Raw genomic sequence first — 20,685 nt, 5'->3', positions numbered from 1 at the left:
AGAGGCATCCCCGTTTTTTCGTCGTTCGTTCTATGGTAAGATGAGACAGACAGAAAGCACGAGCGTGCCAAAGATGGGAAGGATGTTATGGACACGTATGTGATTGTGGATATAGAGACAACGGGTCATTCCGTAAAGTCCGGTGATGAACTAATTGAGTTTGCGGCGGTCGTCGTACGAGGTGGTGAAGCGATTGAGCGCTACAGCACCTTGATTCGGCCGAGTCGACCGATTCCACCCTTTATCACGCAATTGACAACGATTCGGGATGCCGATGTTAGTGATGCACCCACATTTGAAGAAGTGATTCCCGACATTTGGAACATATTAGATGGACGGGTATTTGTGGCACATAACGTTGCATTTGATTTAACTTTTTTAAACGAGAGTCTTGAACAAGCTGGGTATCTTCCGTTTCAAGGAAGGGCGATCGATACGGTTGAAATGGCTCGTATTCTTTATCCGACGCTTGAAAGCCATACGTTAGAAGCGTTGGCAGATACGTTCGACCTCATACATACAGATGCGCATCGAGCGCTTAGTGATGCAGAGGCGACAGCCGAGCTCTTCATTCAAATGCTCGATCGATTACGAGATTTACCGGTCGTAACGTTGAAGCGACTCCGCGATTTATCCGAATCATGGACGAGTCATATCGAACCGTTACTCGATGAGGTCATTGTGGAGGTAGGGATCCGTCCAGATGATGAATCACGGTTTGATATCCATCGGAAGATTGCTTTACATCGTCCGAATGATACGTTCGTCCCAGCAATAGAGCGTGAACCGTTCGAACCGTTTCTACATCGTACGATTGAAGAGACGCTTCCTGCGCTATTTGAACAGTTCGAACCGAGACAAAGTCAATTCGAGATGATGCGTCACGTGTATAAAGCATTAGATGACGAAGAGACGTTATTGGTCGAAGCTGGTACCGGAACAGGAAAGACGTTGGCGTACTTGATTCCGAGCGCGCATCACGCACTCGAGACGAAACGTCCTGTCGTCATAAGCACACATACAATCCAATTGCAGGAACAGCTACTGAATCGAGATTTGCCCGTGCTTCGACAGATTTTTCCTGAAATTGAATTCACTTTGCTAAAAGGAAGACGAAACTATATCGATTTACGTAAATTCGAAATGTTGCTTGACGAATCGAATGACGGCCTATTGGCGTCGATGTGTAAAGCGATGGTTCTCGTCTGGCTAACTGAGACAGAGACAGGAGATTTAGAAGAACTTTCATTCCCTGGGTCTGCAACACATGGACCGGCATCGTTCAAACGATTGATCCAGGCCGATTCCTCAAGTGAGTTTGGTCGTTTTGATCCATGGTATAGTCGTGATTTCTTCACAAAAGCTGTCTTACGCTCGAAAGAAGCCGATTTAATCGTGACGAATCACGCCTTACTGTTTTCTGATTTACAGCATCAGGCAGGTATTTTGCCGACTGATACACCTCTTGTGTTAGACGAGGCACATCAAGTTGAGGAAGTGGCCTCTCATCATTTTGGTATGACATTTGATGCGATTCAATTCGATCGGTTGTTTAAATGGTTCGGGTATGGAGCGGATGGTAAATTCCATTCACGTATCATTCAGTTGGCCGATTTGACATCTGTCACTGAAGAAGCAGAAGCGTTCAGTCAACAGATTGATGCATCGCTTACACGGGTGGAGGAAGAACTTGAAGATCTATTGACGGCACTCCAGTCGCTTACTAGGAAGAAAGAACCTCGACAAACTGTTCGTTTCGAACGGACTGGCGCTTCATTTAGACCGATTCGAGAGGTGGCAAATCGACTCGAAGATAAACTTCGGACGCTTCGGACGTCTATCAGACACCTCCATCGACTGTTAGATGAGCGTAAAGAGCATATGACGTTTAAACAACGTGCGCTACTAAGCGACTTGAAAACGTTGATTGGAGACGTTCGAGAGCTAGAGGGTGTCATATATGAAACGATGTTAGCCCAGGATGACGATTCAGTCAGTTGGGTCGAACTGAATTTAGGGAACCGAAAGTTGACATCGGTATATACGCAACCGGTCGAAATCGGACCTCTTCTACACGAGCGACTATTTAAAAAGAGACCGACGATTTTGACGTCGGCGACGATGACGGTCTCAGGGAAGTTCAGCTTCATGGAACGACGGCTCGGACTAGAAAACGAATCGGTCAGGAGGGTCGTGTTGCCTTCTCCATTCAACTATAAGGATCAGACGAAACTGTTTGTACCGAATGATTTCCCACTGATCAATGACGTGCCGCTTCCTCAATTTGTAGACCAGACGGCAAGGTCGATCGTTCAAATCGCGAACGTGACGAAAGGAAGAATGCTCGTCCTCTTCACTTCTAATGAATTGTTGCGTCTAACGTATGAGCAAGTGAAAGACCACCTAGATCCTTCTTATACGCTTCTTGCGCAAGGCGTCAGCGGAGGTTCCCGAAGCCGTTTGACGAAACAGTTCAAACGCATGGAACAATCGATTCTCTTCGGAACAGCTAGCTTTTGGGAAGGCGTCGATATACCAGGCGAGGCGTTGACGTGTCTTGTGATCGTCCGACTCCCGTTTGCACCTCCTGACCAACCTGTCATGCAAGCAAGGTCCGAAAAAATTGAATCGATGGGGAAGTCTCCATTCTTTGAGCTATCACTTCCTCAAGCGGTCATTCGATTCAAACAAGGGGTCGGTCGATTGATCCGCTCAAGCGATGATTACGGTGCCATTTTTGTGTTCGACCGTCGTGTCGAGACGACGCGTTACGGCAAACAATTTATCAACAGTTTGCCTAAGGTGGACCGGGTTGAAGGGTCTCTGGAAACGTCACTGGCAGAGTTGGAGCTGTTTTTAGATGAGAAGGAAAAGTCAGTGGCACGAAATGATAGATAACGCTAGGCATCATGATGTTATCGTTTTATAATGATACGTATAGTGTTTTTGGAGGAGGAGTCAATATGAACTCGAATATTGAGACGCTGGCGAGCGTACGCATTGAACCGACTGCGGACGTTTACAAGATTGTCGACTTATTGAATCGGACTTTAAAAAGTCAGGATTTAATGTTCGGTTTGTCACTAGAGAAAAAAGTGAATGATCCGAAGAAAGAAGAGATGGTCTTCACCATCTATCGTACAGAATGACGAAAAAGTCAAAATGGATCGTCTCTCTGCTGGCGGCACTTGTTGGTGTCGTCCTTGTCTTTAGCGTGATGTATCGATTCACCATCGGCCACACAGAGATTCAAAAAGAGAAGCTCATCGAAGCGGCGACGGAGCGACTGGCTGACGAATCCCCAAACCTGAAGGTAGGTCGAGGAGAACTATTCAACGGAACAGAAACGTACGTCGTCTTTACAGGAACAGACAAGATCTGGTTTGTTCCATTGAATGACAAGTTAGATATAGAGGAACGTGAGGTCGGTGAAGTTGGCGTGACGGATGTCTGTTCACGTTCGGTCGAAGAGACGGGCGGACAACTGGTCAGCTGCAAGGTCGGTTTTGACAAGAGAGCATTGATTGAAGTGGTCACAAAAACAGAGACGTCGTATACGTATTCATACTACACACTACAAACCGGGGAATATATCCGGCGCGTCCAATTGTCCGACCAAAACATATGACGAATCAGAGGGGGATTATCGTGGAACATCTATTAGCGAAACGTGTGAAGCAACTCACACCGTCGACAACATTAGCGATCACAGCTAAGGCGAAGGCGCTCAAGGCTTCAGGTAAAGATGTCATTGGACTGGGGGCAGGCGAACCAGATTTTAATACGCCAGATCGAATCATCGATGCAGCGTGTCAAGCAGCTCGTGAAGGTGATACAAAATACACACCTTCAGGCGGTACGGTCGCCTTGAAAGATGTCATTATAGAAAAGACGAAACGCGATAGCGCATTGTCGTTCGAGCGCAACGAAGTAATGGTCGCCTCTGGTGCGAAACATGCCCTTTATGCCTTGTTCCAAGCCATTCTAGATGAAGGGGACGAAGTGATTGTCCCGACACCATACTGGGTCAGTTATCCAGAGCAAATCAAGTTGGCGGATGGTGAGCCCGTGTTCGTCGACACGAATGAAGAGACTTCCTTTAAATTGACGCCGGAACACCTCGAGCATGCGATTACAAAACGTACGAAGGCCGTCATCTTAAACAGCCCTTCGAATCCGACGGGAATGATTTACACGAAAGAAGAGCTACAGGCACTCGCCGATGTCGTTCTTCGGCACGATCTCCTCGTCGTGAGCGATGAGATCTATGAAAAACTGATTTATGGTGACGCAACGTTCGTATCGATTGCGACACTCCCGAATATGCGTGAACGAACCATCATCATCAATGGGGTCTCGAAGTCTCATGCGATGACAGGTTGGCGGATCGGATATGCCGTCGGCGATGCAAAAATCATCAGTGCGATGACAAACCTAGCTTCGCATTCGACATCAAACCCAACGTCAGTCGCCCAAGCTGCTGCGGTGGAGGCATATAACGGATCACAAGATGATGTTGAGATGATGCGTCAATCGTTCGAGGAACGACTTGAGATTGTCTATGATCGTCTCGTCAACATTCCTGGGATCACTTGCTTGAAGCCACAAGGCGCCTTTTACTTATACGCCAATGCAAAGGTTGCCGCTACAAAGAGCGGTTTTGACACGGTCGATGCTTGGTGTGAGGCTGTTCTAGAGGAATCAAACGTGGCACTCGTCCCTGGTTCTGGTTTCGGGCAGGGCGATTATGTTCGATTATCATATGCAACTGAATTAAAACGCGTTTTAGAAGCGCTCGATCGAGTAGAAGACTTCATTACGAAGCGCACTCGATAAGCGAAAGGATGGAAATGAACATGACAACTATTTCGATTAACCAGTTTAAAGACTATGAAGGCCAAACAGTCCGCGTTGGGGCTTGGATCGCCAACAAGCGTTCTAGCGGAAAAATCGCTTTTCTTCAACTACGAGACGGGAGCGGTTTCGCTCAGGCGGTCGTTGTAAAAGCCGACGTTGCTGAAGAATTGTTCACTCTTGCCAAAGGTGTGACACAAGAAACATCTGTCTATGTCACAGGAAATGTGAAATCAGATGGCGGACGTACGCCACTCGGATTTGAGCTAGAGGTGACAAACCTAGAAGTGATTGCGGAGTCTGTCGATTATCCGATCACACCAAAAGAGCACGGAACGGAATTTTTGATGGACAACCGTCACTTATGGCTCCGCTCACGTCGCCAACACGCAATTATGAAAGTCCGTAATGAGATCATTCGGGCAACATATGAGTTCTTCAACAAAGAAGGATTCGTCAAAATCGATCCGCCAATCCTGACGAGCAGTGCGCCGGAAGGGACGACAGAGTTGTTCGAGACAGACTATTTCGGTCAATCTGCTTACCTCTCACAGACGGGTCAACTGTACATGGAAGCGGCTGCCATGGCGCTCGGTAAAGTATTCTCATTCGGCCCGACGTTCCGTGCAGAGAAATCAAAAACACGTCGTCACTTGATTGAATTTTGGATGATTGAGCCAGAGATGGCGTTCTTCAATCATGACATGAACCTTGAGATTCAAGAGCAATACGTCTCTTACATCGCACAGTCAGCACTTACGAACTGTAAGAACGAGCTTGAACTTCTCGGACGTGACCTTGAAAAATTGGCGCAAGTGAAGGCACCATTCCCACGTGTCCGTTACGAAGATGCGATCAAATTCTTGAAGGCAGAAGGATTCGATGACATCGAATACGGCGACGATTTCGGTGCACCGCATGAGACGGCGATTGCTAACGCACACGACCAACCGGTCTTCATCACGCACTGGCCAAAAGAAATCAAACCGTTCTACATGAAAGTAGATCCTGAAAATCCAGAACTCGTTCTTTGTGCAGACTTGATTGCACCAGAAGGATATGGAGAAATCATCGGGGGGTCTCAACGTGAAGACGACTACGATCGTCTGAAAGAAGAGATCATCAAAGAAGGTCTCGATGAAACAGAGGCATACGACTGGTATCTCGAACTTCGTCAATACGGTTCGGTCCCGCACTCTGGTTTCGGACTCGGCCTTGAGCGTACGGTCGCTTGGATCAGTGGAATCGAGCATATCCGCGAAGCGATCCCGTTCCCACGTTTATTAAACCGAATCCACCCTTAACGATTGATCGGGGAAGACATCATGTCCTCCCCGATTGATGTGTCTTAGAAAGGAAGTGCGACATGGATGCACATCAATTGATCCAATTATTCGAGCAAAGTCCGGTCGTCATTCCGCGAAAACTGTTCACTGATGCGAGACGACTCGATTTATCACCTGTCGAGTTCAGTCTGATCGTCCATCTTCTTGAAATGACCGGGGAAGGGATTGTCATGCCGCTCCCGAGCGAGTTAGGGAAACGGTTGAATATCTCTGAAAATGAGGCGAGGTCTGTGCTCCTCGGTCTGTTGCAAAAAGAGTTGATTGCCATTGAGGCTTCGAATCATGGGGAACGGTATAGCCTGCTGCCGCTTTTTGATGCGTTGCAAGGTGAGGAGAAGGTCTCTTCACAGCAGACGTTGAACGAAAACATCATCCATACGTTTGAGCGAGAGTTCGGGACAATCACCCCGTTTGAGATTGAACAAATCGTCGGATGGATGACCGAAGATGGCTTCAGTGAAGAGCTTATCATGGCCGCACTCCGAGAGGCAAAACTGCGAAATGTGCGAAATTTCAAATATATGGATAAAATCCTGCGCGTGTGGCAAGACCATCACGTCGAGTCGCTCGAGGATGTTGTGGAATATCAACGGAGGAACAAGTGATGTTGACGAGAGTACAATTACAAGAAGTGTCAGATACGATGGTGCAGATGTTCCCGGACGCTCATTGCGAGTTGACGCATCAAAATCCATTCGAATTGGTCGTCGCGGTCGCGCTTTCCGCACAAGCGACGGATGCGCTCGTCAACAAGGTGACACCGGGTTTGTTTGAAGCGTTTCCGACTGTCGAGGCGATGGCGGCGGCTGACGTATCCGAGATTGAGACATTGATTAAACGGATTGGTCTCTATCGGAACAAAGCAAAGAACGTGAAGGCACTCTCAGAAAAAATTGTGAACGAGCATGGGGGCATTGTTCCTTCTGACCGATCCTCACTGGAGGCCCTCCCAGGTGTCGGTCGCAAAACAGCGAACGTCGTCTTGTCCGTTGCATTCCACGAACCAGCATTCGCGGTTGATACACATGTGGAACGGGTGTCCAAACGTCTCGGCATTTGCCGATGGAAAGATAACGTCCGTCAAGTCGAGGATACGTTGATGAAGAAGTTCCCGCGGGATGAGTGGTCTCAACTCCATCATCAATTTATTTTCTTTGGACGCTATCATTGTAAGGCCCAGCGACCTGCCTGTGAGACGTGCCCGCTCCTTCATATGTGCCGAGAAGGAAAGAAACGGATGAAGTCCACAAAAATCACCTGAAAAAACGCATCGACACGTGCTGTGTCGATGCGTTTTTTAATGGTTCCAAGGATGGTCGCTCCACTCACGACGCTTTTTCGTGATTGGTACCTTTTTGAAGCCCCAGTTTCGGAAATCTTGGTCCGGACTTTCTTTACGGATGTAAATTTTGTCCTTGATGGCTTTAAAGATTCGGTTCTCGTCCCCATAATGGACGAACCGTGGTTTTACCTCGATGACACCTCGACGAACGCGTGAGAGTGGTAGACAAACGAGGTCTGCGATTTCTAGGCCAGATTGATACATCGTGTTCTGCTTTTCAGAAAAGATGAATCCTTTAATTTTTTGACGACTTTTTTCGACATCGAGATGGACCGTACCCGAGTTAAAAATATCAAAAAATGCTTTTTGAATGAGTAAGTTTTGATAATCATCTCGTGATTCAAGGACGACACGGGCACTGACCGCCTCAGTTTCTTCTAAAAACGCATAAAAGGACTTCATCAAGTGCGCGAATGCGACGACATACGGGTCCTTTGGCGTTGAATAAAAGTCGTGTAATTTCTGTTTATCGACTTCGACACTGACGATTGTACAATCGATTCCCCGTAAAAAATCAGGAAGCTTATCCCAGAAATCACGAAGCATATCAATCGTGATCCCATCTTCTTTCCCATAAGGATGCTCGGCCTTCAAAATCTCTTTTAAGTGCAATGGGATTTGCTCGGTATGAAAGACGTCTCGTTTGAACGTTCGAAGACGCCGCTTCAACTCACACGGTAATCCAGTCTCATCTGCATCGATTGAATATTTGTATTCCATCAGGACACCAGTCAAATTAAATTGTGTGTTTCCTTTCGGTGTGCCTGTCTCATCGACGAACATGACATACTTCTTTCCACTTTCCATCCAATCCCTCCAAAACGACTCTATATCAACGATTTCAAGTCACCCAATTTATTTCCAGACGGCATTTCCAGCTGTCCATTGCACACTCATTGCACACTTTATGAGGTTTACCAAGTGTGGAACTTGGTTAATCATAATAGGTGCCATTACTACAGAAAAACATCAGACGATTCATAACGAGAGCTTTTCAATTTGGATACACAATCGCTTACATACTAGTTTAACATACCGGAGTTTGGTACGATATGTGTTGCGGTAATTCCACATAAGTGTCGACCGACAGAAGTCGACAATCAGACCTGAGACGGAAGGAACGAGTGGACCGACCTGTTAATATGTATGTATGGGGTGACGACATTGTTCCATTATCCAAACGGTAAAAAGGCGAAAGTGACAAAGACAACAAAGGAAGAAGGAATTTCGAAACAACCATCGAATTCTCAAACCTATGCGAATCGCGGAATGAATTTGGAGACGCTATTGAATGAAACGAATGAGTTTTATCGGATTCATCATCGAGCTGTCATCCATAAAAAACCTACGCCTCTTCAAATCGTCAAAGTCGATTATCCGAAACGAAGTGCTGCCAAAGTGACGGAAGCGTACTTTAAGCAGGCATCCACAACCGACTATAATGGCGTATATCGAGGCAAGTACATTGACTTTGAAGCGAAAGAAACGAATAATAAAACATCGTTTCCGCTCGGAAATTTCCATGAACACCAAATTGAACATATGCGTGAGTGTGAGCGTCAAGGAGGGGTTTGTTTTGTCATCATCCGCTTTAGTCGCTATAATACGCAATATGTATTGACCACAGAGCAACTTGTTCAGTGGTGGGAACAACGATTGACGGGACGTAAATCAATTCCGCTCAGCTTTATTGAGCAGGAAGCGATTGAAGTTCCGACGAGAGCCTTACCGTCGATTGATTATTTGACGGTGTTAGATCAATGGCTCGATTGAATAGAAGGAGTGAACCATGAATGGAGCGAAGTAGGGTCGCACGTCGACAAGATTCGACGACGAATAAACGTAAAAAAGCTGGGAAACAGCCAAAGACGAAGAGTAAGAAACCGATGTGGAAACGCATCTTTTTATTAGGGTTTATCTTATTTATTGCAGCGGTCATCGCATTTGGTGCGTATACGGTATATGCGATTGCGACGGCACCCGAGCTCGACGAAGAGAAGCTCGTCGACACGTATCCAATTCAGTTGATCTCTGCTGAAGGGGAACCTCTTGAAGGGGCCGGTCAGATTAGGGAGTATGTCTCGATCGATGATATTTCCGAAGTGATGCAACAAGCGGTCGTATCGATTGAAGACCGTCGTTTCTACGAGCACAATGGAATCGACATCCGTCGGATTGGCGGTGCGGTCATCGCCAACCTGACGGACGGTTTCGGTTCAGAAGGTGGGTCGACCATCACGCAGCAGTTAGTGAAGCAATCGTTCCTCTCGCAGGACAAAAAGCTGAAGCGAAAGTTGCAAGAACAGTGGCTTGCGCTCAAACTCGAACGAGAGTATACGAAAGAACAGATTTTAGAAATGTACTTGAATAAAAACTACTATGGTACGGGTGGCTACGGTGTCCAAACCGCATCGAAACGCTACTTCAATAAACCGGTCTCTGACGTCAACTATCAGGAGGCGGCAATTCTTGCGGGCCTTCCACAGCGTCCGAGTGCGTACGATCCGATCAATGGTGACCAAGAGTTGACACGCTATCGTCAAGAACAAGTGTTGTCCGCCATGAAGCGTGACGGTCATATTTCGGAAGAAGAGTACAATGAGGCGCTTGATGTTGAGATTGCCGACGTCATCTCGCCGGGTGAAGAGACAGAAGAAGAGTCGTTCACCCGTGCGATTTACTCACGTGTCCTCTCAGAATTAGAAGACGACTATGGCCTTGAACAGTCAGATATTTATGGCACAGGGCTTAAAGTGTACACGTCGATCAATAAAGATTTGCACACGAAAATCAATAGCGACATTAAATCGAACAACGTCAACTTACAAACAAATGGTTTCCCTGAAGACTTGAGAATGGGTGCGACGGTTCTCAATACGCAGACAGGTGAGATTGTCGCAATCGTTGACAGTCAACAGGCGAAACAAGGTGACACGACGTATCGTGACTATTCAAATGAGAAATATCCGATCGGATCGACGGCTAAACCGTTCTTCGATTATGGTCCTGGAATTGAAAATGGGCAATGGTCAACAGGGAAAATACTTCTTGATGCCGAGTTGGAGGGCGTGTACCAACCAAACAACTATTATAATGGCTTCCGTGGTCCAAACACGATGCGTCAATATTTGAAGATTTCTGCGAATACACCGGCAGTTCGTGCATTCCAAGAAGTGCGGGATGAGTATGGACAAGAAGCGATTGAATCGTTCGTCAAAAATGTTGGCATCGAACCTTCATATTCTGGCGATCAATTAAATGAATCCAACGCACTCGGTACGGCTGAGGCAAGTACGACGCAAATGGCGGCAGCCTATGCGGCACTCGGTGCGAACGGGATGTATACGAAACCTCACTTGATTCAGAAGATTGAGTTCAATGACGGTTCGAGTATCAACTCGCCAATCAAAGCGAAGCAGGCGATGGAGGATTACACGGCATACATGTTGACGGACATGCTCCGTGACGTGGTAAGTGCCGAGGGCGGAACATATGTACCTGGCGCATTCCCTTGGGACGTGGCAGGAAAAACGGGAACGACGAACGAGCCGAACTCGACGAACCCGAAAGACAAATGGTTTACAGGATACTCATCGGATTACTCAATCTCCGTGTGGACAGGGAAAACAAAAGATTCGACAGTCGCTTCATTTGACCCGGACCATGCCCAATACTATTTCGAGTATATGATGCAACAAGTGACGAACGCGACGGGTCAACCCGATCGTTTCCAACGTCCAGACTCAGTCTTATCACTCGGGAATGAACTTTATGTCAAAGGGACGAAGCCAAAGGATCTTCAACCTGAGAAGTTGGTAGCTCCGACTGGGGCGAGCGTAAATTATGACGAAAGTTCACAGGCTGGTTCTGTCTCATGGTCATTCGATTTTGATGGTGCACAAGCAGATGGCTATTCAGACATCTCATTCACTGTGACGCAACAGTCAGCCGATGGTGGTGAACAAGTCGTTGGGACGACCGGAGAAACGAGTGTGGATATCTCGAACTTGCCAGAAGGAGAGACGACGTTCACAATCGTCGCCAAAGCGACGAATCCGCTGACGGGTGAACAGCAGTCTGCCCCAGCGCAAGCGAGCTATTCAATCGAACCGGAGGAAGAGCCGAAAGAGGAAGAAGAAAACACGTCTGAAGAAGGCAGCAACGAAGATGGGTCATCAGACGAAAACAATGGCAATAGCAACGAAGAAGATACGAATGACGATCAAAATTCAGATGAACCAGAGACTGATGGAGACACAGGCGAAGGGACAGATGAAACGGTTGAAGAAAACGATTCAGATGCCCCGTTAGAAGGACAATCCAATGACGAATCATCTGATACGAATCGTGGGAACGGCAATGCAAACAACGAAAACGACTAAAGGGAACAGGGCGACATTGTGCGCCCTGTTTTTCATGTGACTTTGTTATAATGAAAAGAAAGGGAACAGGATGGTGACACATGGTTCAACTCTCTTTAAAACGTAAGATGAAAGTATTACTTGTCATGGATCGGCTACAAGACGATGATTTTGGCATACCTCTTTGCGGACATCTCGGGTTAAAGCTCGCACATCAGTTGTTAGAAGAGTCCATACCATTCGGTCGTCTCATCCATGATCAAACCGTCGCTGAAGCGATTGGACATCCTTATTTAAAACGTATCGGTGTCGAAACGATGTTCACGGGTGATGAATCTTATTATCAGGATTTACTTCTTGGCAACCGTCAAACGTTATCGACAGATGAAGACTATTATAAAACGGTGCAACGTTATGCCAAACATCTATTAGCGGTTCATTCGAAATGCACGAAACTACATACCATTGTCTTGTTCGGTCGATCGACGCAGCGTCTGTTTTCAGACGTGCTCACCCGCCTTGAAGAAGAGAATGAGCATGTCGCAACAACGTTTCAAAACATGACGATTTTAAAAATGCCCGCTGTATCGAGGATGATACGAGATGAACGGATTCATCAAATCCGCCAAGTCGTCATAGAACTTGCACCTTCACATGTTTAAGGAGAGAAGGTGAAATGATGCGTAAATCGCGTTCTGTTGAAGAGATGATTCAAGAGTTGAGAGGAGACATGAGTTTTTATAAAAACGTTTCTCATTGGCACACGGTCGATGCACGTCCGGCACAATATGCACCTATTCCAGAGCAAGTACCGGATCAACTGATGAAAGTGTTGAAGCGCCGGGGAATCGAGCAACTTTATACGCATCAGGCCGAAGCCGTAAAACAAACGGCTGACGGTCACTCGACTGTCATTGTCACGCCGACTGCGTCAGGAAAGACGCTTTGTTATAACTTGCCCGTCTTGTCAAAGATGATTGAGAAACCGACTGCCCGCGCACTTTATCTGTATCCGACAAAAGCCCTCGCCCAAGACCAGAACAGTGATTTGATGGAGATGGTCGAGGCGCTCGAAGGAAACTTACGTTGCTTTACGTACGATGGGGATACGTCTCCTGCTGCTCGTACGAAAGTGAGAGATGCGGGAAATATCGTCATCACCAATCCAGATATGTTGCATTCGGGGATATTACCACACCATACGAAATGGATTCGATTGTTCGAAAACTTGGAGTACATCGTGGTCGATGAGTTGCATACGTATCGTGGCGTGTTCGGTAGCCACGTGGCGAACGTGTTCCGCCGCTTGAAGCGAATCTGTGCTTATTACGGGAGTCACCCGAAATGGATTATGACATCAGCGACCATCGCGAATCCACGTGAACTCGCTGAAGTGTTGACAGAAGAAGAAGTCGTATTGATTGACCGAAATGGTGCACCACAAGGAAAGAAACATCTCGTCTTCTATAATCCACCTGTCGTCAATGAAGCGCTTGGCATTCGTCGAAGTGCGACGCTCGAGACGAAACGCATCGCCTCAAAACTCGTTGAGGCGAACATTCAAACAATCGTGTTCGCACGGTCGCGTGTACGTGTCGAGGTACTGTTGACGTATTTGCAAGAATTGACACGTCGAGAGCTCGGACCAAAGTCGATAGTCGGTTATCGTGGCGGTTACCTCCCATCTGAACGCCGAGAGATTGAACGACGGTTGCGAAATGGCGAAATTAAAGCGGTCGTTTCGACGAATGCACTAGAACTCGGTGTCGACATCGGGCAACTTCAAGCGTGTGTCCTAAACGGTTATCCTGGAACGGTCGCCTCGCTTTGGCAACAGGCTGGGCGTGCGGGTCGACGTCAGTCTGAGTCGCTCGTCGTGTTCGTCGCCTCCTCCTCATCGCTCGACCAGCTCGTCGTCGAACAACCCGATATGATTCTAGATCGTTCGCCGGAAGCGGCCCGTCTTGACCCGAACAATTTAATCATCTTAGTAGACCATATCAAATGTGCCGCATTTGAACTGCCGTTTCATAAAAATGAACGGTTCGGGACGGTCGACCCAGAAGAGGTTTTGGAGTTTCTGACAGATGCACACGTGCTACATGAGCGGGCTGATAAATATTATTGGATGACGGATTCATTCCCGGCCCACGACATTTCGCTTCGTACGAGTGATCAAGAAAATGTCGTCATCGTCGATCAAACCGCAAAACATCAAGTGATCGGTGAAATGGACACGTTCAGTGCGATGACGCTATTGCACGATGAGGCGATCTATTTGCATGGTGCCGAGCAGTATCAAGTCGAGAAACTAGATTTTGAAGAGAAGAAGGCGTTTGTCCGTCGAGTTGATGTTGATTACTATACGGATGCGAACTTAGCAGTGGAGTTGAAAGTACTAGAAGAGAATAAAACGGATGGGGCGAAGACGTTTGGGGAAGTGTCGGTCATCGCGATGGCCACACTGTTCAAAAAGATCAAGTTTGGAACGCACGAGAATATCGGATCGGGTCCGATTCATCTGCCGGAGCGCGAACTGCATACGACGGCGACTTGGTTCACATTAGATGAACGATTCGCTTATTCGGAGGCAGACCTTGAAGATCAACTCGAAGCGGTCAGCGACTTATTCAGACGCCTCGCACCACTATATCTCATGTGCGATACACTCGATTTGTTCACGACCATCCAAATGAAGTCGACGCACACGAATAAGCCGACCGTTTATTTATACGATCGCTATCCCGGTGGCATCGGACTAAGTGAGGCACTTTACAAAGATGCGGACATGGTACTTGAGGCAGCAGAGCGGACGGTACTTGATTGTCCATGTGAAAGTGGATGCCCTCGCTGTGTCGGCATCGTTGGATACGGGGATTTCAAACATCAAGTCATCCGTCAGTTACAAGCCTTGAAAGGATCGATATGAAAGCAAAACTATCTAGACTAATCAAAACGAAAGAGCCTGTCGAATCATCACGTGTCACGTCACCCGATGAGGTGGAGCAACAGAAGTGGGTCGAACAAGGTGGTGAGATCTTAACGTTCGAAGGGGAATGGTGTGTCCGGATTCACAAGACGTATCCGCTCGACGAGGTGTATCACGACTTTGAGTTCGGTGAAGCGAGACAGATGATGCATCGGACTGAACATCCGTTCTTCACGGTCGACCTAGAACCGGAGCATGTCCTCTTTATGGATACGGAGACGACAGGGTTACGTGGTTCTGGTACGTCGATTTTTTTGATCGGATTTGCCAGAATTCGAGCGGAACAACTTGAGATGGTTCAATACGTCTTACCTCATCCTGCGTTTGAGACGGCCTTCTACTATCATTTTCTACAAGATATTGGAGATGAGGTCCGCTTCGTCACATATAACGGGAAGTCATTCGACTGGCCTCAAATCAAGACGAGGCACACGTTCGTCAAATCAAAGGTCAAGCAGTTACCTTCTGTCGGACATGTCGACCTGTTGCATGCGGCGAGACGATTGTTGAAACCGAGATTAGAGTCGGTCTCACTTAAAGCGGTCGAAGCATATTTTGGACATGGTCGAACCGACGACCTACCTGGTTTTTTGGCCCCGATGCATTACTTTCAGTATGTGAAGGAACGAAATCCAGAAATTTTATTACCTGTCCTTGAGCACCACCATGCGGATTGTCTGAGCCTTGTCTCCCTTTATACACGGCTCGGTCATCTCGTCATGACGCCACGAACGGATTACGGAGAGGAACGTGCGCATTGGCTTCACGACCTCGGGGAGCAAGAGAGTGCGCTGAAAGAGTTCGAGCAACTGTCGAGCCCTTCAAAGCGTGCTGTCATGCGTCAAGCGATGCTGTTGAAACGAACCGGGCGAATCGAGCAGGCCATTCCATTGTTTGAATCGCTGCATACAATCGAAGGCTATGTGGAACTTGCCAAATATGCGGAGCATAAAAAGAAGGATATGGCATTAGCGATCGATTATACGAGACGTGCCATGGAACTGCTCGAGCAAAAACGGGCGGTATTGCGCCAAACAATTAAACGTGAGCAAGACGAGCTGGAGCATCGTTTGGCTCGTCTAGAAAGGAAGCAATCATGAAAGTAGTAGCCGTCACAGGGTATCGTCCACATGAACTCGGCATCTTCAAGGCCGACCATCCAGGAATAGAAATCATTCAGGAAGCCTATCGGAAAAAGATACTTGAAGTGATCGAGCTTGGTGCGGAATGGTTCATTTTTAGTGGGACGAACGGTTGTGAATTATGGGCAGGACAAGTATTGTTAGAGTTAAGAGAATCATATCCGATTAAGATTGCTGTGTTTCCTCCGTTTTTGAATATGGATGAACGGTATAAGCCGTTTGAACAGGAGTTGTTTGTGCGATTGCAACTTGAGGCGGATTTTTTTGAACCGCTGACGAACCGACCATATGAAGACCCGAGTCAGTTACGCGCAAAAACGGCGTTCTTTTTAGATAAGGCAGAAGGATTGATTACGCTTTATGACGAAGAAACGGAAGGAAGTCCACGCTTTCTAGTGGATGGGGCACGACGTAAGCCCAACATGGACGTCTTTTTGATCACACAGGAAGATTTACGCGTCATCGAGGAAGAAAAACAATGGGAACAACAATGGGAGTGATACGATGCAAACAGAGCTAACCGCGGAAGCAATTTATAAACAAGAATTCAAAACGGCGCTGCGAGGTTATTCGCAAGAAGAAGTCGATCAATTTTTGGACGTGGTCATCCGTGATTATGAAAAAATGACAAAAGAAATCGAGCGTCTTCAAAAAGAAAATGATTCGTTGCGTCGGGAGCCTCTACCTGTAGCAGAACGTGCCAAACCGACGCAACCGGTCGCCTCAAACTATGACATGCTACGCCGCATTTCAAATCTCGAAAAAGCGGTGTTTGGTAAGCAAGTCGGGCCAAGCGAATAAAGAATAGGGGGGTGGAGTCCATGTTACAAGTGCTAACGGCCACAGAAAAACAACCTGTCAAACAACAGACGAAGAAATTGTTTCGTATGAAAGAAGAAGTAAAGCAAGCACCGATTTGCTATACAGACCGTCTCGTCGAAAACATCAGACAAACATGTCGTTTTGATTGGATGATGATTGAACATGTCAAACTCGGGGATGATCTCGTTCATTACGTGCTCGTCGGCCCGAAAGGTGTTTTCTTGATTCAATTGAACCGAACTCCAGCCCCTGTCCATATGACGAACCGGGAATGTCGGACGGAGACCTCGATGGGATGGAAACATGTTTATCCGCATCCTGTCACAGAATTAGAACGGATGACCAAGCAAGTCCGGTCTCGTCTAAAAAAAGAATGTGGTCATGTCATTCCGGTTTACTCTTTTTTAATTTTCCCTGAGACGGAACGGCTGAAGCTTGAACGGGTCAAGTCAAATTGTGGTGATTCATTCGTCCTTGTCGACCAAGTCATCAACAAAACGAAACTTGAGACTTTGACGGAACCGCTCGTTAAACAAATCGCCTACTACTGTTCAGAAAGACAAGTACATAAATAAAAAGATGGCCGAATTTGATTTTCGGCCATCTTTTTATTTTAAAAGCTCCCTCGCTTTTGCTGCATCCTCTCGATGGACGAACAAGGCGACGCGATCATCTAAATTTTTTGCGAGCGGTTTTAGCAATTTTCCTGTCGGAAGCCCTTGTTCTATACGACAAGTGATTCCTTGTTCTGTCAGGTAGTGATAATCCCCTAACAGTTCTTCTCCTTGTTTTCCGAACGCTTCACCGAAGCGCACCCATCTCAAGTTACGAATCGTTCGAATCGTGACCAAGATGATAAACAATGTTGCAAGTGCAATGATCAATAGTGTTTCCAATACGTTCAACCCCTTCTTTACATAAGTTTAATTGGGTGGAGAGTTGAAAGCAATATGAACCGAACGTTATACTGAAATGGAAAAGAGGGGATTTTATGAAAAAAACGATTCAGTCTAGACGAGAGGCAATCTCGCATCTTGAAAATCAACAAGTCCTGTTCATTCGGATTCAGAACGGTCAAACGGGCATGATCAAGTCCACAGAAGAAGGAATCGTCGTCGCCATTCCAAACGAAGAAACTGGGAAGATTGATTTTCGCAAATTAGAGGATATCGAAGCGTTCGAAGCGTTTTATGATTTGACACTTTCAAAACCAGGTATCTTATATGTGAACGTTGGAGAAGACAAGTGAAATAGAGAGCCTCCCAATTTTAGGTGAGGCTCTCTATTTCGAATGTTCAACGTGACGGTAGCCATGTGGATAGCTTGTCTTTTAACGGTTTCAACCGAACGTGATGTTGTTTGTGTAACAAGTAGCCATCAGGTCGGATGACCAAAATCCCTCGCTTCATAAAGAGCGATTTTGCGAGTTCGTTTCCTTGGTCGAAAAATGGACGACTCGTCCTCGACAAAGTGATTGTTTGAAAGAAAGGTTGATGCTCGTTTAAGTAGTCATAAACAGGCGTCAAATCACGTTTTCCATCATCGAATAAAAGTACTTGAAATCGTCCATCGGCGATCTCGGATATCTTCGTCCGAAATCCGTCATCTGCTCGTAAAATCTCCGTTTCAGGAAAGATCTTTCCTTCAGCTACGCGACGGAACGGGACGCGAAGTGCCTTCGGATAGGATAAGTGGAGCTGTGAGATGCGTTCCGTAATTTTTTGATTGACGAGATTGACACGCGTGAAGACGTCAGCCCCGATGGCTTGAAACGGCAATAACATCGGTAACGTCGTCTGAAGCATTTCGGTCGCAATGTTCGTCGTTTGAAGGACGTTACGAGCCACATGCTCCCGCTCATCTCGGTAAGTGGAGACGACTTGATGTGGTGCACCGGCTTTTAAATGTAACCATAGTTTCCATCCTAAGTTGAACGCATCTGCAATTCCGGTGTTCATTCCTTGTCCACCGACGGGAGAGTTGATGTGTGCCGCATCGCCCATCAGGATGATGCGATTATGGATGAAGGCATCCACCATTCGATTATGAACGCGAAACAGTGAAAACCATTCAACATCATGAATGGTGACAGGCATTAGACTTCGTTGTTCGACGAGTTCTTGAAGATCTGACTCTGTAAACGACTCGTCAGTTCTCAAGTTCCCGGTAATCCGAATCGTTTCGTCTGTGAGTGGAAACACTTCTAGTACGCCTTGGTTTGAGAAAAAAATGTGAACCTCTTCTTTAGAGATTGGCCAGTCTGCCTTTAAATCAGCAAGCACCCATGACTCTTTGAACGATTTTCCGCTGAACGGTAGAGCGAGCATGCGACGAATCGAACTATTCGCACCATCGGCCGCAACGACATACCGCGCTTCGACGGAACGATTCGACCCATCTACAGCTTTCAAGTGAGCAATCGTACGAGACGGGTATTGTGTAATGGACGAAAGTGTCTGTCCTCGTCTCACGGTATGACCATGCTTTTTTAAGGCGCGTTCTAATATCTGTTCTGTCTCATTTTGACGTAGCAACGTGACGAACGGATATGGACTGACGAGTTTTGAAAACTCGAGCTTCGCCGTCCACTGACCCGAGAAATATAGATTCCCTCGTTCAATCGTTCTAGCCCGTTCGAGTACTTCTTGAGCGACATCTAATCGAGAAAACACTTCGATTGTCCGAGGTTGAATGCCGATGGCTCGTGAGTTATCCGATGGGGTCGTTTTTTGATCGATAATTTGAAATGAAACACCATATCTCGCTAGAGTGAGAGCGAGCGTCAGCCCGGTCGGTCCCGCACCGACTATTAGTACATCTACTTGTTCCTCCACGATGATCAACTCCTATCATTAATAATGATATTTCCGACATTGGAAGCGACTAAACGAAAAGTAGGGTATAGAGAACGATACAAGATATTCAATGACGGAAGGTGAGTGAACATATTGCGACGATGGATCACGGAAGAACAGATTCGAGATAGTTTTACAATGGAGGAAGACTATGAGCAGACAGCTGCGGTGCTCATCCCGCTCGTGGAAATCAATCGCGAATGGCACGTCATCTTTGAAGTGCGTGCGCATACGATGCGTCAGCAGCCTGGAGAGATTTCTTTTCCGGGTGGGCGTCTTGAAAAGGGAGAGACACCGGTCGAGGCGGCTGTCCGGGAGACATGCGAAGAGCTTGAGATTTCCTCGAGTCAAATCGAGGTGATTGGAAAGTTGAAACCGCTCGCTACACCTCAAAGGCAACTGATTTATCCGTTTGTCGGCATCTTGTCGGAGTATCCGAGTGTTGAGGGGACGGATGAGGTAGATCACTTGTTCACGGTCTCTGTTTCGACGCTCCTTATGATCGATCCGTTCCACGGTGAGATGGAATGGACGATGAGTCCCGATCAAAATATTCCGCTTGATCGGCTAGCGAATGCTAAAGCGTATCAAAAACGGGTAATAAAAATGAAAGAACCATTTTATGAACATGAAGATTACATCATTTGGGGATTAACTGGTAAATTTCTGACACAGTTCATTAATCGGATAAAAGAAAACGTATTCAAACCGATATAATTTCGTTATAATGATAGAAACAAATTTAGATTGGAAGTGAATGGGTGTGTCTGAAGAGTTCCTCGTAGGTGATATCGTGAAGTCGACTCGTGAAGGATGGGTCGCTGAAGTGACTGCCGTACTGACCAATACCGTGATTGGAGACGTATCAATCATGGAAGAGTTTCAACAACTCGGACTTGAGTTTGAAAAACAAGTATTACTAAAATCAGAATTGGAACTGATTGAACGCGCCAGCTGATTTTTTTCCGAAAGGG

Annotated in this window: 21 protein-coding genes; 18 read left to right on the top strand and 3 right to left on the bottom strand. The window is 46.8% G+C overall.

The window, feature by feature from the left end:
* Positions 1-87: 87 nt before the first annotated feature.
* The 7 genes from dinG to nth all read left to right on the top strand — a co-directional run bounded on the left by dinG (position 88) and on the right by nth (position 7,461).
* Positions 88-2,898, top strand: coding sequence for an ATP-dependent DNA helicase DinG (dinG, locus tag KNP00_RS01100; RefSeq protein ID WP_215141465.1), 2,811 nt, complete (start codon positions 88-90; stop codon positions 2,896-2,898).
* A gap of 65 nt (positions 2,899-2,963) precedes the next feature.
* A complete protein-coding gene (locus KNP00_RS01095) occupies positions 2,964-3,149 on the top strand; it encodes a YpmA family protein (protein WP_015881492.1) in 186 nt (61 codons plus the stop codon).
* Complete coding sequence (locus KNP00_RS01090) at positions 3,146-3,628, top strand: hypothetical protein (RefSeq protein ID WP_215141464.1); 483 nt, start codon at positions 3,146-3,148, stop codon at positions 3,626-3,628. The genes KNP00_RS01095 and KNP00_RS01090 overlap by 4 nt, the downstream gene beginning before the upstream one ends.
* 20 nt (positions 3,629-3,648) lie before the next feature.
* The gene (locus KNP00_RS01085) at positions 3,649-4,836 is read left to right on the top strand and encodes a pyridoxal phosphate-dependent aminotransferase (RefSeq protein ID WP_338082246.1); all 1,188 of its coding nucleotides are present in this window, start codon (positions 3,649-3,651) and stop codon (positions 4,834-4,836) included.
* A gap of 20 nt (positions 4,837-4,856) precedes the next feature.
* Positions 4,857-6,158, top strand: coding sequence for an asparagine--tRNA ligase (gene asnS / locus KNP00_RS01080; protein WP_215141462.1), 1,302 nt, complete (start codon positions 4,857-4,859; stop codon positions 6,156-6,158).
* Positions 6,159-6,220: 62 nt separating this feature from the next.
* The gene (locus KNP00_RS01075; RefSeq protein ID WP_215141461.1) at positions 6,221-6,805 is read left to right on the top strand and encodes a DnaD domain-containing protein; all 585 of its coding nucleotides are present in this window, start codon (positions 6,221-6,223) and stop codon (positions 6,803-6,805) included.
* The gene (nth, locus tag KNP00_RS01070; protein ID WP_215141460.1) at positions 6,805-7,461 is read left to right on the top strand and encodes an endonuclease III; all 657 of its coding nucleotides are present in this window, start codon (positions 6,805-6,807) and stop codon (positions 7,459-7,461) included. Before KNP00_RS01075 ends, nth begins: the two co-directional genes overlap by 1 nt.
* Positions 7,462-7,497: 36 nt before the next feature.
* Here nth and KNP00_RS01065 read toward each other — a convergent pair whose 3' ends face one another.
* Positions 7,498-8,349 carry a DUF3800 domain-containing protein gene (locus KNP00_RS01065; protein ID WP_215141459.1) on the bottom strand — a complete coding sequence of 284 codons (852 nt, stop codon included), beginning with the start codon at positions 8,347-8,349 and terminating at the stop codon, positions 7,498-7,500.
* Positions 8,350-8,688: 339 nt separating this feature from the next.
* On the opposite strand from KNP00_RS01065, the gene recU reads away from it, so the two are divergent.
* From recU to KNP00_RS01025, 8 genes are all read left to right on the top strand, one after another.
* Positions 8,689-9,315 carry a Holliday junction resolvase RecU gene (recU, locus tag KNP00_RS01060; RefSeq protein WP_215141457.1) on the top strand — a complete coding sequence of 209 codons (627 nt, stop codon included), beginning with the start codon at positions 8,689-8,691 and terminating at the stop codon, positions 9,313-9,315.
* Between the two features lie 20 nt (positions 9,316-9,335).
* Complete coding sequence (locus tag KNP00_RS01055) at positions 9,336-11,924, top strand: transglycosylase domain-containing protein (protein ID WP_215141455.1); 2,589 nt, start codon at positions 9,336-9,338, stop codon at positions 11,922-11,924.
* An 80-nt stretch (positions 11,925-12,004) separates the two neighbouring features.
* A complete protein-coding gene (locus tag KNP00_RS01050) occupies positions 12,005-12,565 on the top strand; it encodes a hypothetical protein (RefSeq protein WP_215141453.1) in 561 nt (186 codons plus the stop codon).
* A 17-nt stretch (positions 12,566-12,582) separates the two neighbouring features.
* Positions 12,583-14,832 carry a DEAD/DEAH box helicase gene (locus KNP00_RS01045; protein WP_215142250.1) on the top strand — a complete coding sequence of 750 codons (2,250 nt, stop codon included), beginning with the start codon at positions 12,583-12,585 and terminating at the stop codon, positions 14,830-14,832.
* The gene (locus KNP00_RS01040) at positions 14,829-15,992 is read left to right on the top strand and encodes a ribonuclease H-like domain-containing protein (protein WP_215141451.1); all 1,164 of its coding nucleotides are present in this window, start codon (positions 14,829-14,831) and stop codon (positions 15,990-15,992) included. Before KNP00_RS01045 ends, KNP00_RS01040 begins: the two co-directional genes overlap by 4 nt.
* A complete protein-coding gene (locus KNP00_RS01035; RefSeq protein ID WP_215141449.1) occupies positions 15,989-16,534 on the top strand; it encodes an SLOG family protein in 546 nt (181 codons plus the stop codon). Before KNP00_RS01040 ends, KNP00_RS01035 begins: the two co-directional genes overlap by 4 nt.
* A 4-nt stretch (positions 16,535-16,538) precedes the next feature.
* On the top strand, positions 16,539-16,835 hold the full coding sequence (gene gpsB, locus KNP00_RS01030) for a cell division regulator GpsB (protein ID WP_215141447.1): 297 nt from the start codon (positions 16,539-16,541) through the stop codon (positions 16,833-16,835).
* Positions 16,836-16,855: 20 nt separating this feature from the next.
* On the top strand, positions 16,856-17,431 hold the full coding sequence (locus KNP00_RS01025) for an NERD domain-containing protein (RefSeq protein ID WP_215141445.1): 576 nt from the start codon (positions 16,856-16,858) through the stop codon (positions 17,429-17,431).
* Between the two features lie 33 nt (positions 17,432-17,464).
* On the opposite strand, the gene KNP00_RS01020 is transcribed toward KNP00_RS01025, so the two are convergent.
* Positions 17,465-17,752 carry a hypothetical protein gene (locus tag KNP00_RS01020; RefSeq protein WP_215141443.1) on the bottom strand — a complete coding sequence of 96 codons (288 nt, stop codon included), beginning with the start codon at positions 17,750-17,752 and terminating at the stop codon, positions 17,465-17,467.
* 95 nt (positions 17,753-17,847) lie between these two features.
* On the opposite strand from KNP00_RS01020, the gene KNP00_RS01015 reads away from it, so the two are divergent.
* On the top strand, positions 17,848-18,105 hold the full coding sequence (locus KNP00_RS01015) for a hypothetical protein (RefSeq protein WP_215141441.1): 258 nt from the start codon (positions 17,848-17,850) through the stop codon (positions 18,103-18,105).
* 46 nt (positions 18,106-18,151) lie between these two features.
* On the opposite strand, the gene KNP00_RS01010 is transcribed toward KNP00_RS01015, so the two are convergent.
* The gene (locus tag KNP00_RS01010) at positions 18,152-19,690 is read right to left on the bottom strand and encodes an FAD-dependent monooxygenase (protein WP_215141439.1); all 1,539 of its coding nucleotides are present in this window, start codon (positions 19,688-19,690) and stop codon (positions 18,152-18,154) included.
* Between the two features lie 114 nt (positions 19,691-19,804).
* Here KNP00_RS01010 and KNP00_RS01005 point away from each other — a divergent pair, with 114 nt between their 5' ends.
* Complete coding sequence (locus KNP00_RS01005; protein ID WP_240542643.1) at positions 19,805-20,428, top strand: NUDIX hydrolase; 624 nt, start codon at positions 19,805-19,807, stop codon at positions 20,426-20,428.
* A gap of 40 nt (positions 20,429-20,468) precedes the next feature.
* The gene (locus tag KNP00_RS01000) at positions 20,469-20,669 is read left to right on the top strand and encodes a DUF2187 family protein (protein ID WP_012726121.1); all 201 of its coding nucleotides are present in this window, start codon (positions 20,469-20,471) and stop codon (positions 20,667-20,669) included.
* The last annotated feature ends 16 nt before the right edge of the window (positions 20,670-20,685 follow it).

Source organism: Exiguobacterium qingdaonense (assembly GCF_018617855.1).
Taxonomy (GTDB): Bacteria; Bacillota; Bacilli; order Exiguobacteriales; family Exiguobacteriaceae; genus Exiguobacterium; species Exiguobacterium qingdaonense.
Note: the sequence above shows the minus strand (reverse complement) of the source record. Positions and strands in the feature narration are given on the sequence as shown.

What these genes read in the sequence shown, in the direction of transcription:
- KNP00_RS01040 (WP_215141451.1), top strand. Translation starts at nt 14,829, where the DNA reads ATGAAAGCAAAACTATCTAGACTAATCAAAACGAAAGAGCCTGTCGAA.
- gpsB (WP_215141447.1), top strand. Translation starts at nt 16,539, where the DNA reads ATGCAAACAGAGCTAACCGCGGAAGCAATTTATAAACAAGAATTCAAA.
- KNP00_RS01055 (WP_215141455.1), top strand. Translation starts at nt 9,336, where the DNA reads ATGGAGCGAAGTAGGGTCGCACGTCGACAAGATTCGACGACGAATAAA.
- KNP00_RS01065 (WP_215141459.1), bottom strand. Translation starts at nt 8,349, where the DNA reads ATGGAAAGTGGAAAGAAGTATGTCATGTTCGTCGATGAGACAGGCACA.
- KNP00_RS01015 (WP_215141441.1), top strand. Translation starts at nt 17,848, where the DNA reads ATGAAAAAAACGATTCAGTCTAGACGAGAGGCAATCTCGCATCTTGAA.
- KNP00_RS01090 (WP_215141464.1), top strand. Translation starts at nt 3,146, where the DNA reads ATGACGAAAAAGTCAAAATGGATCGTCTCTCTGCTGGCGGCACTTGTT.
- asnS (WP_215141462.1), top strand. Translation starts at nt 4,857, where the DNA reads ATGACAACTATTTCGATTAACCAGTTTAAAGACTATGAAGGCCAAACA.
- KNP00_RS01000 (WP_012726121.1), top strand. Translation starts at nt 20,469, where the DNA reads ATGGGTGTGTCTGAAGAGTTCCTCGTAGGTGATATCGTGAAGTCGACT.
- KNP00_RS01050 (WP_215141453.1), top strand. Translation starts at nt 12,005, where the DNA reads ATGGTTCAACTCTCTTTAAAACGTAAGATGAAAGTATTACTTGTCATG.
- KNP00_RS01075 (WP_215141461.1), top strand. Translation starts at nt 6,221, where the DNA reads ATGGATGCACATCAATTGATCCAATTATTCGAGCAAAGTCCGGTCGTC.
- KNP00_RS01025 (WP_215141445.1), top strand. Translation starts at nt 16,856, where the DNA reads ATGTTACAAGTGCTAACGGCCACAGAAAAACAACCTGTCAAACAACAG.
- KNP00_RS01045 (WP_215142250.1), top strand. Translation starts at nt 12,583, where the DNA reads ATGCGTAAATCGCGTTCTGTTGAAGAGATGATTCAAGAGTTGAGAGGA.
- recU (WP_215141457.1), top strand. Translation starts at nt 8,689, where the DNA reads ATGTATGGGGTGACGACATTGTTCCATTATCCAAACGGTAAAAAGGCG.
- nth (WP_215141460.1), top strand. Translation starts at nt 6,805, where the DNA reads ATGTTGACGAGAGTACAATTACAAGAAGTGTCAGATACGATGGTGCAG.
- dinG (WP_215141465.1), top strand. Translation starts at nt 88, where the DNA reads ATGGACACGTATGTGATTGTGGATATAGAGACAACGGGTCATTCCGTA.
- KNP00_RS01035 (WP_215141449.1), top strand. Translation starts at nt 15,989, where the DNA reads ATGAAAGTAGTAGCCGTCACAGGGTATCGTCCACATGAACTCGGCATC.
- KNP00_RS01095 (WP_015881492.1), top strand. Translation starts at nt 2,964, where the DNA reads ATGAACTCGAATATTGAGACGCTGGCGAGCGTACGCATTGAACCGACT.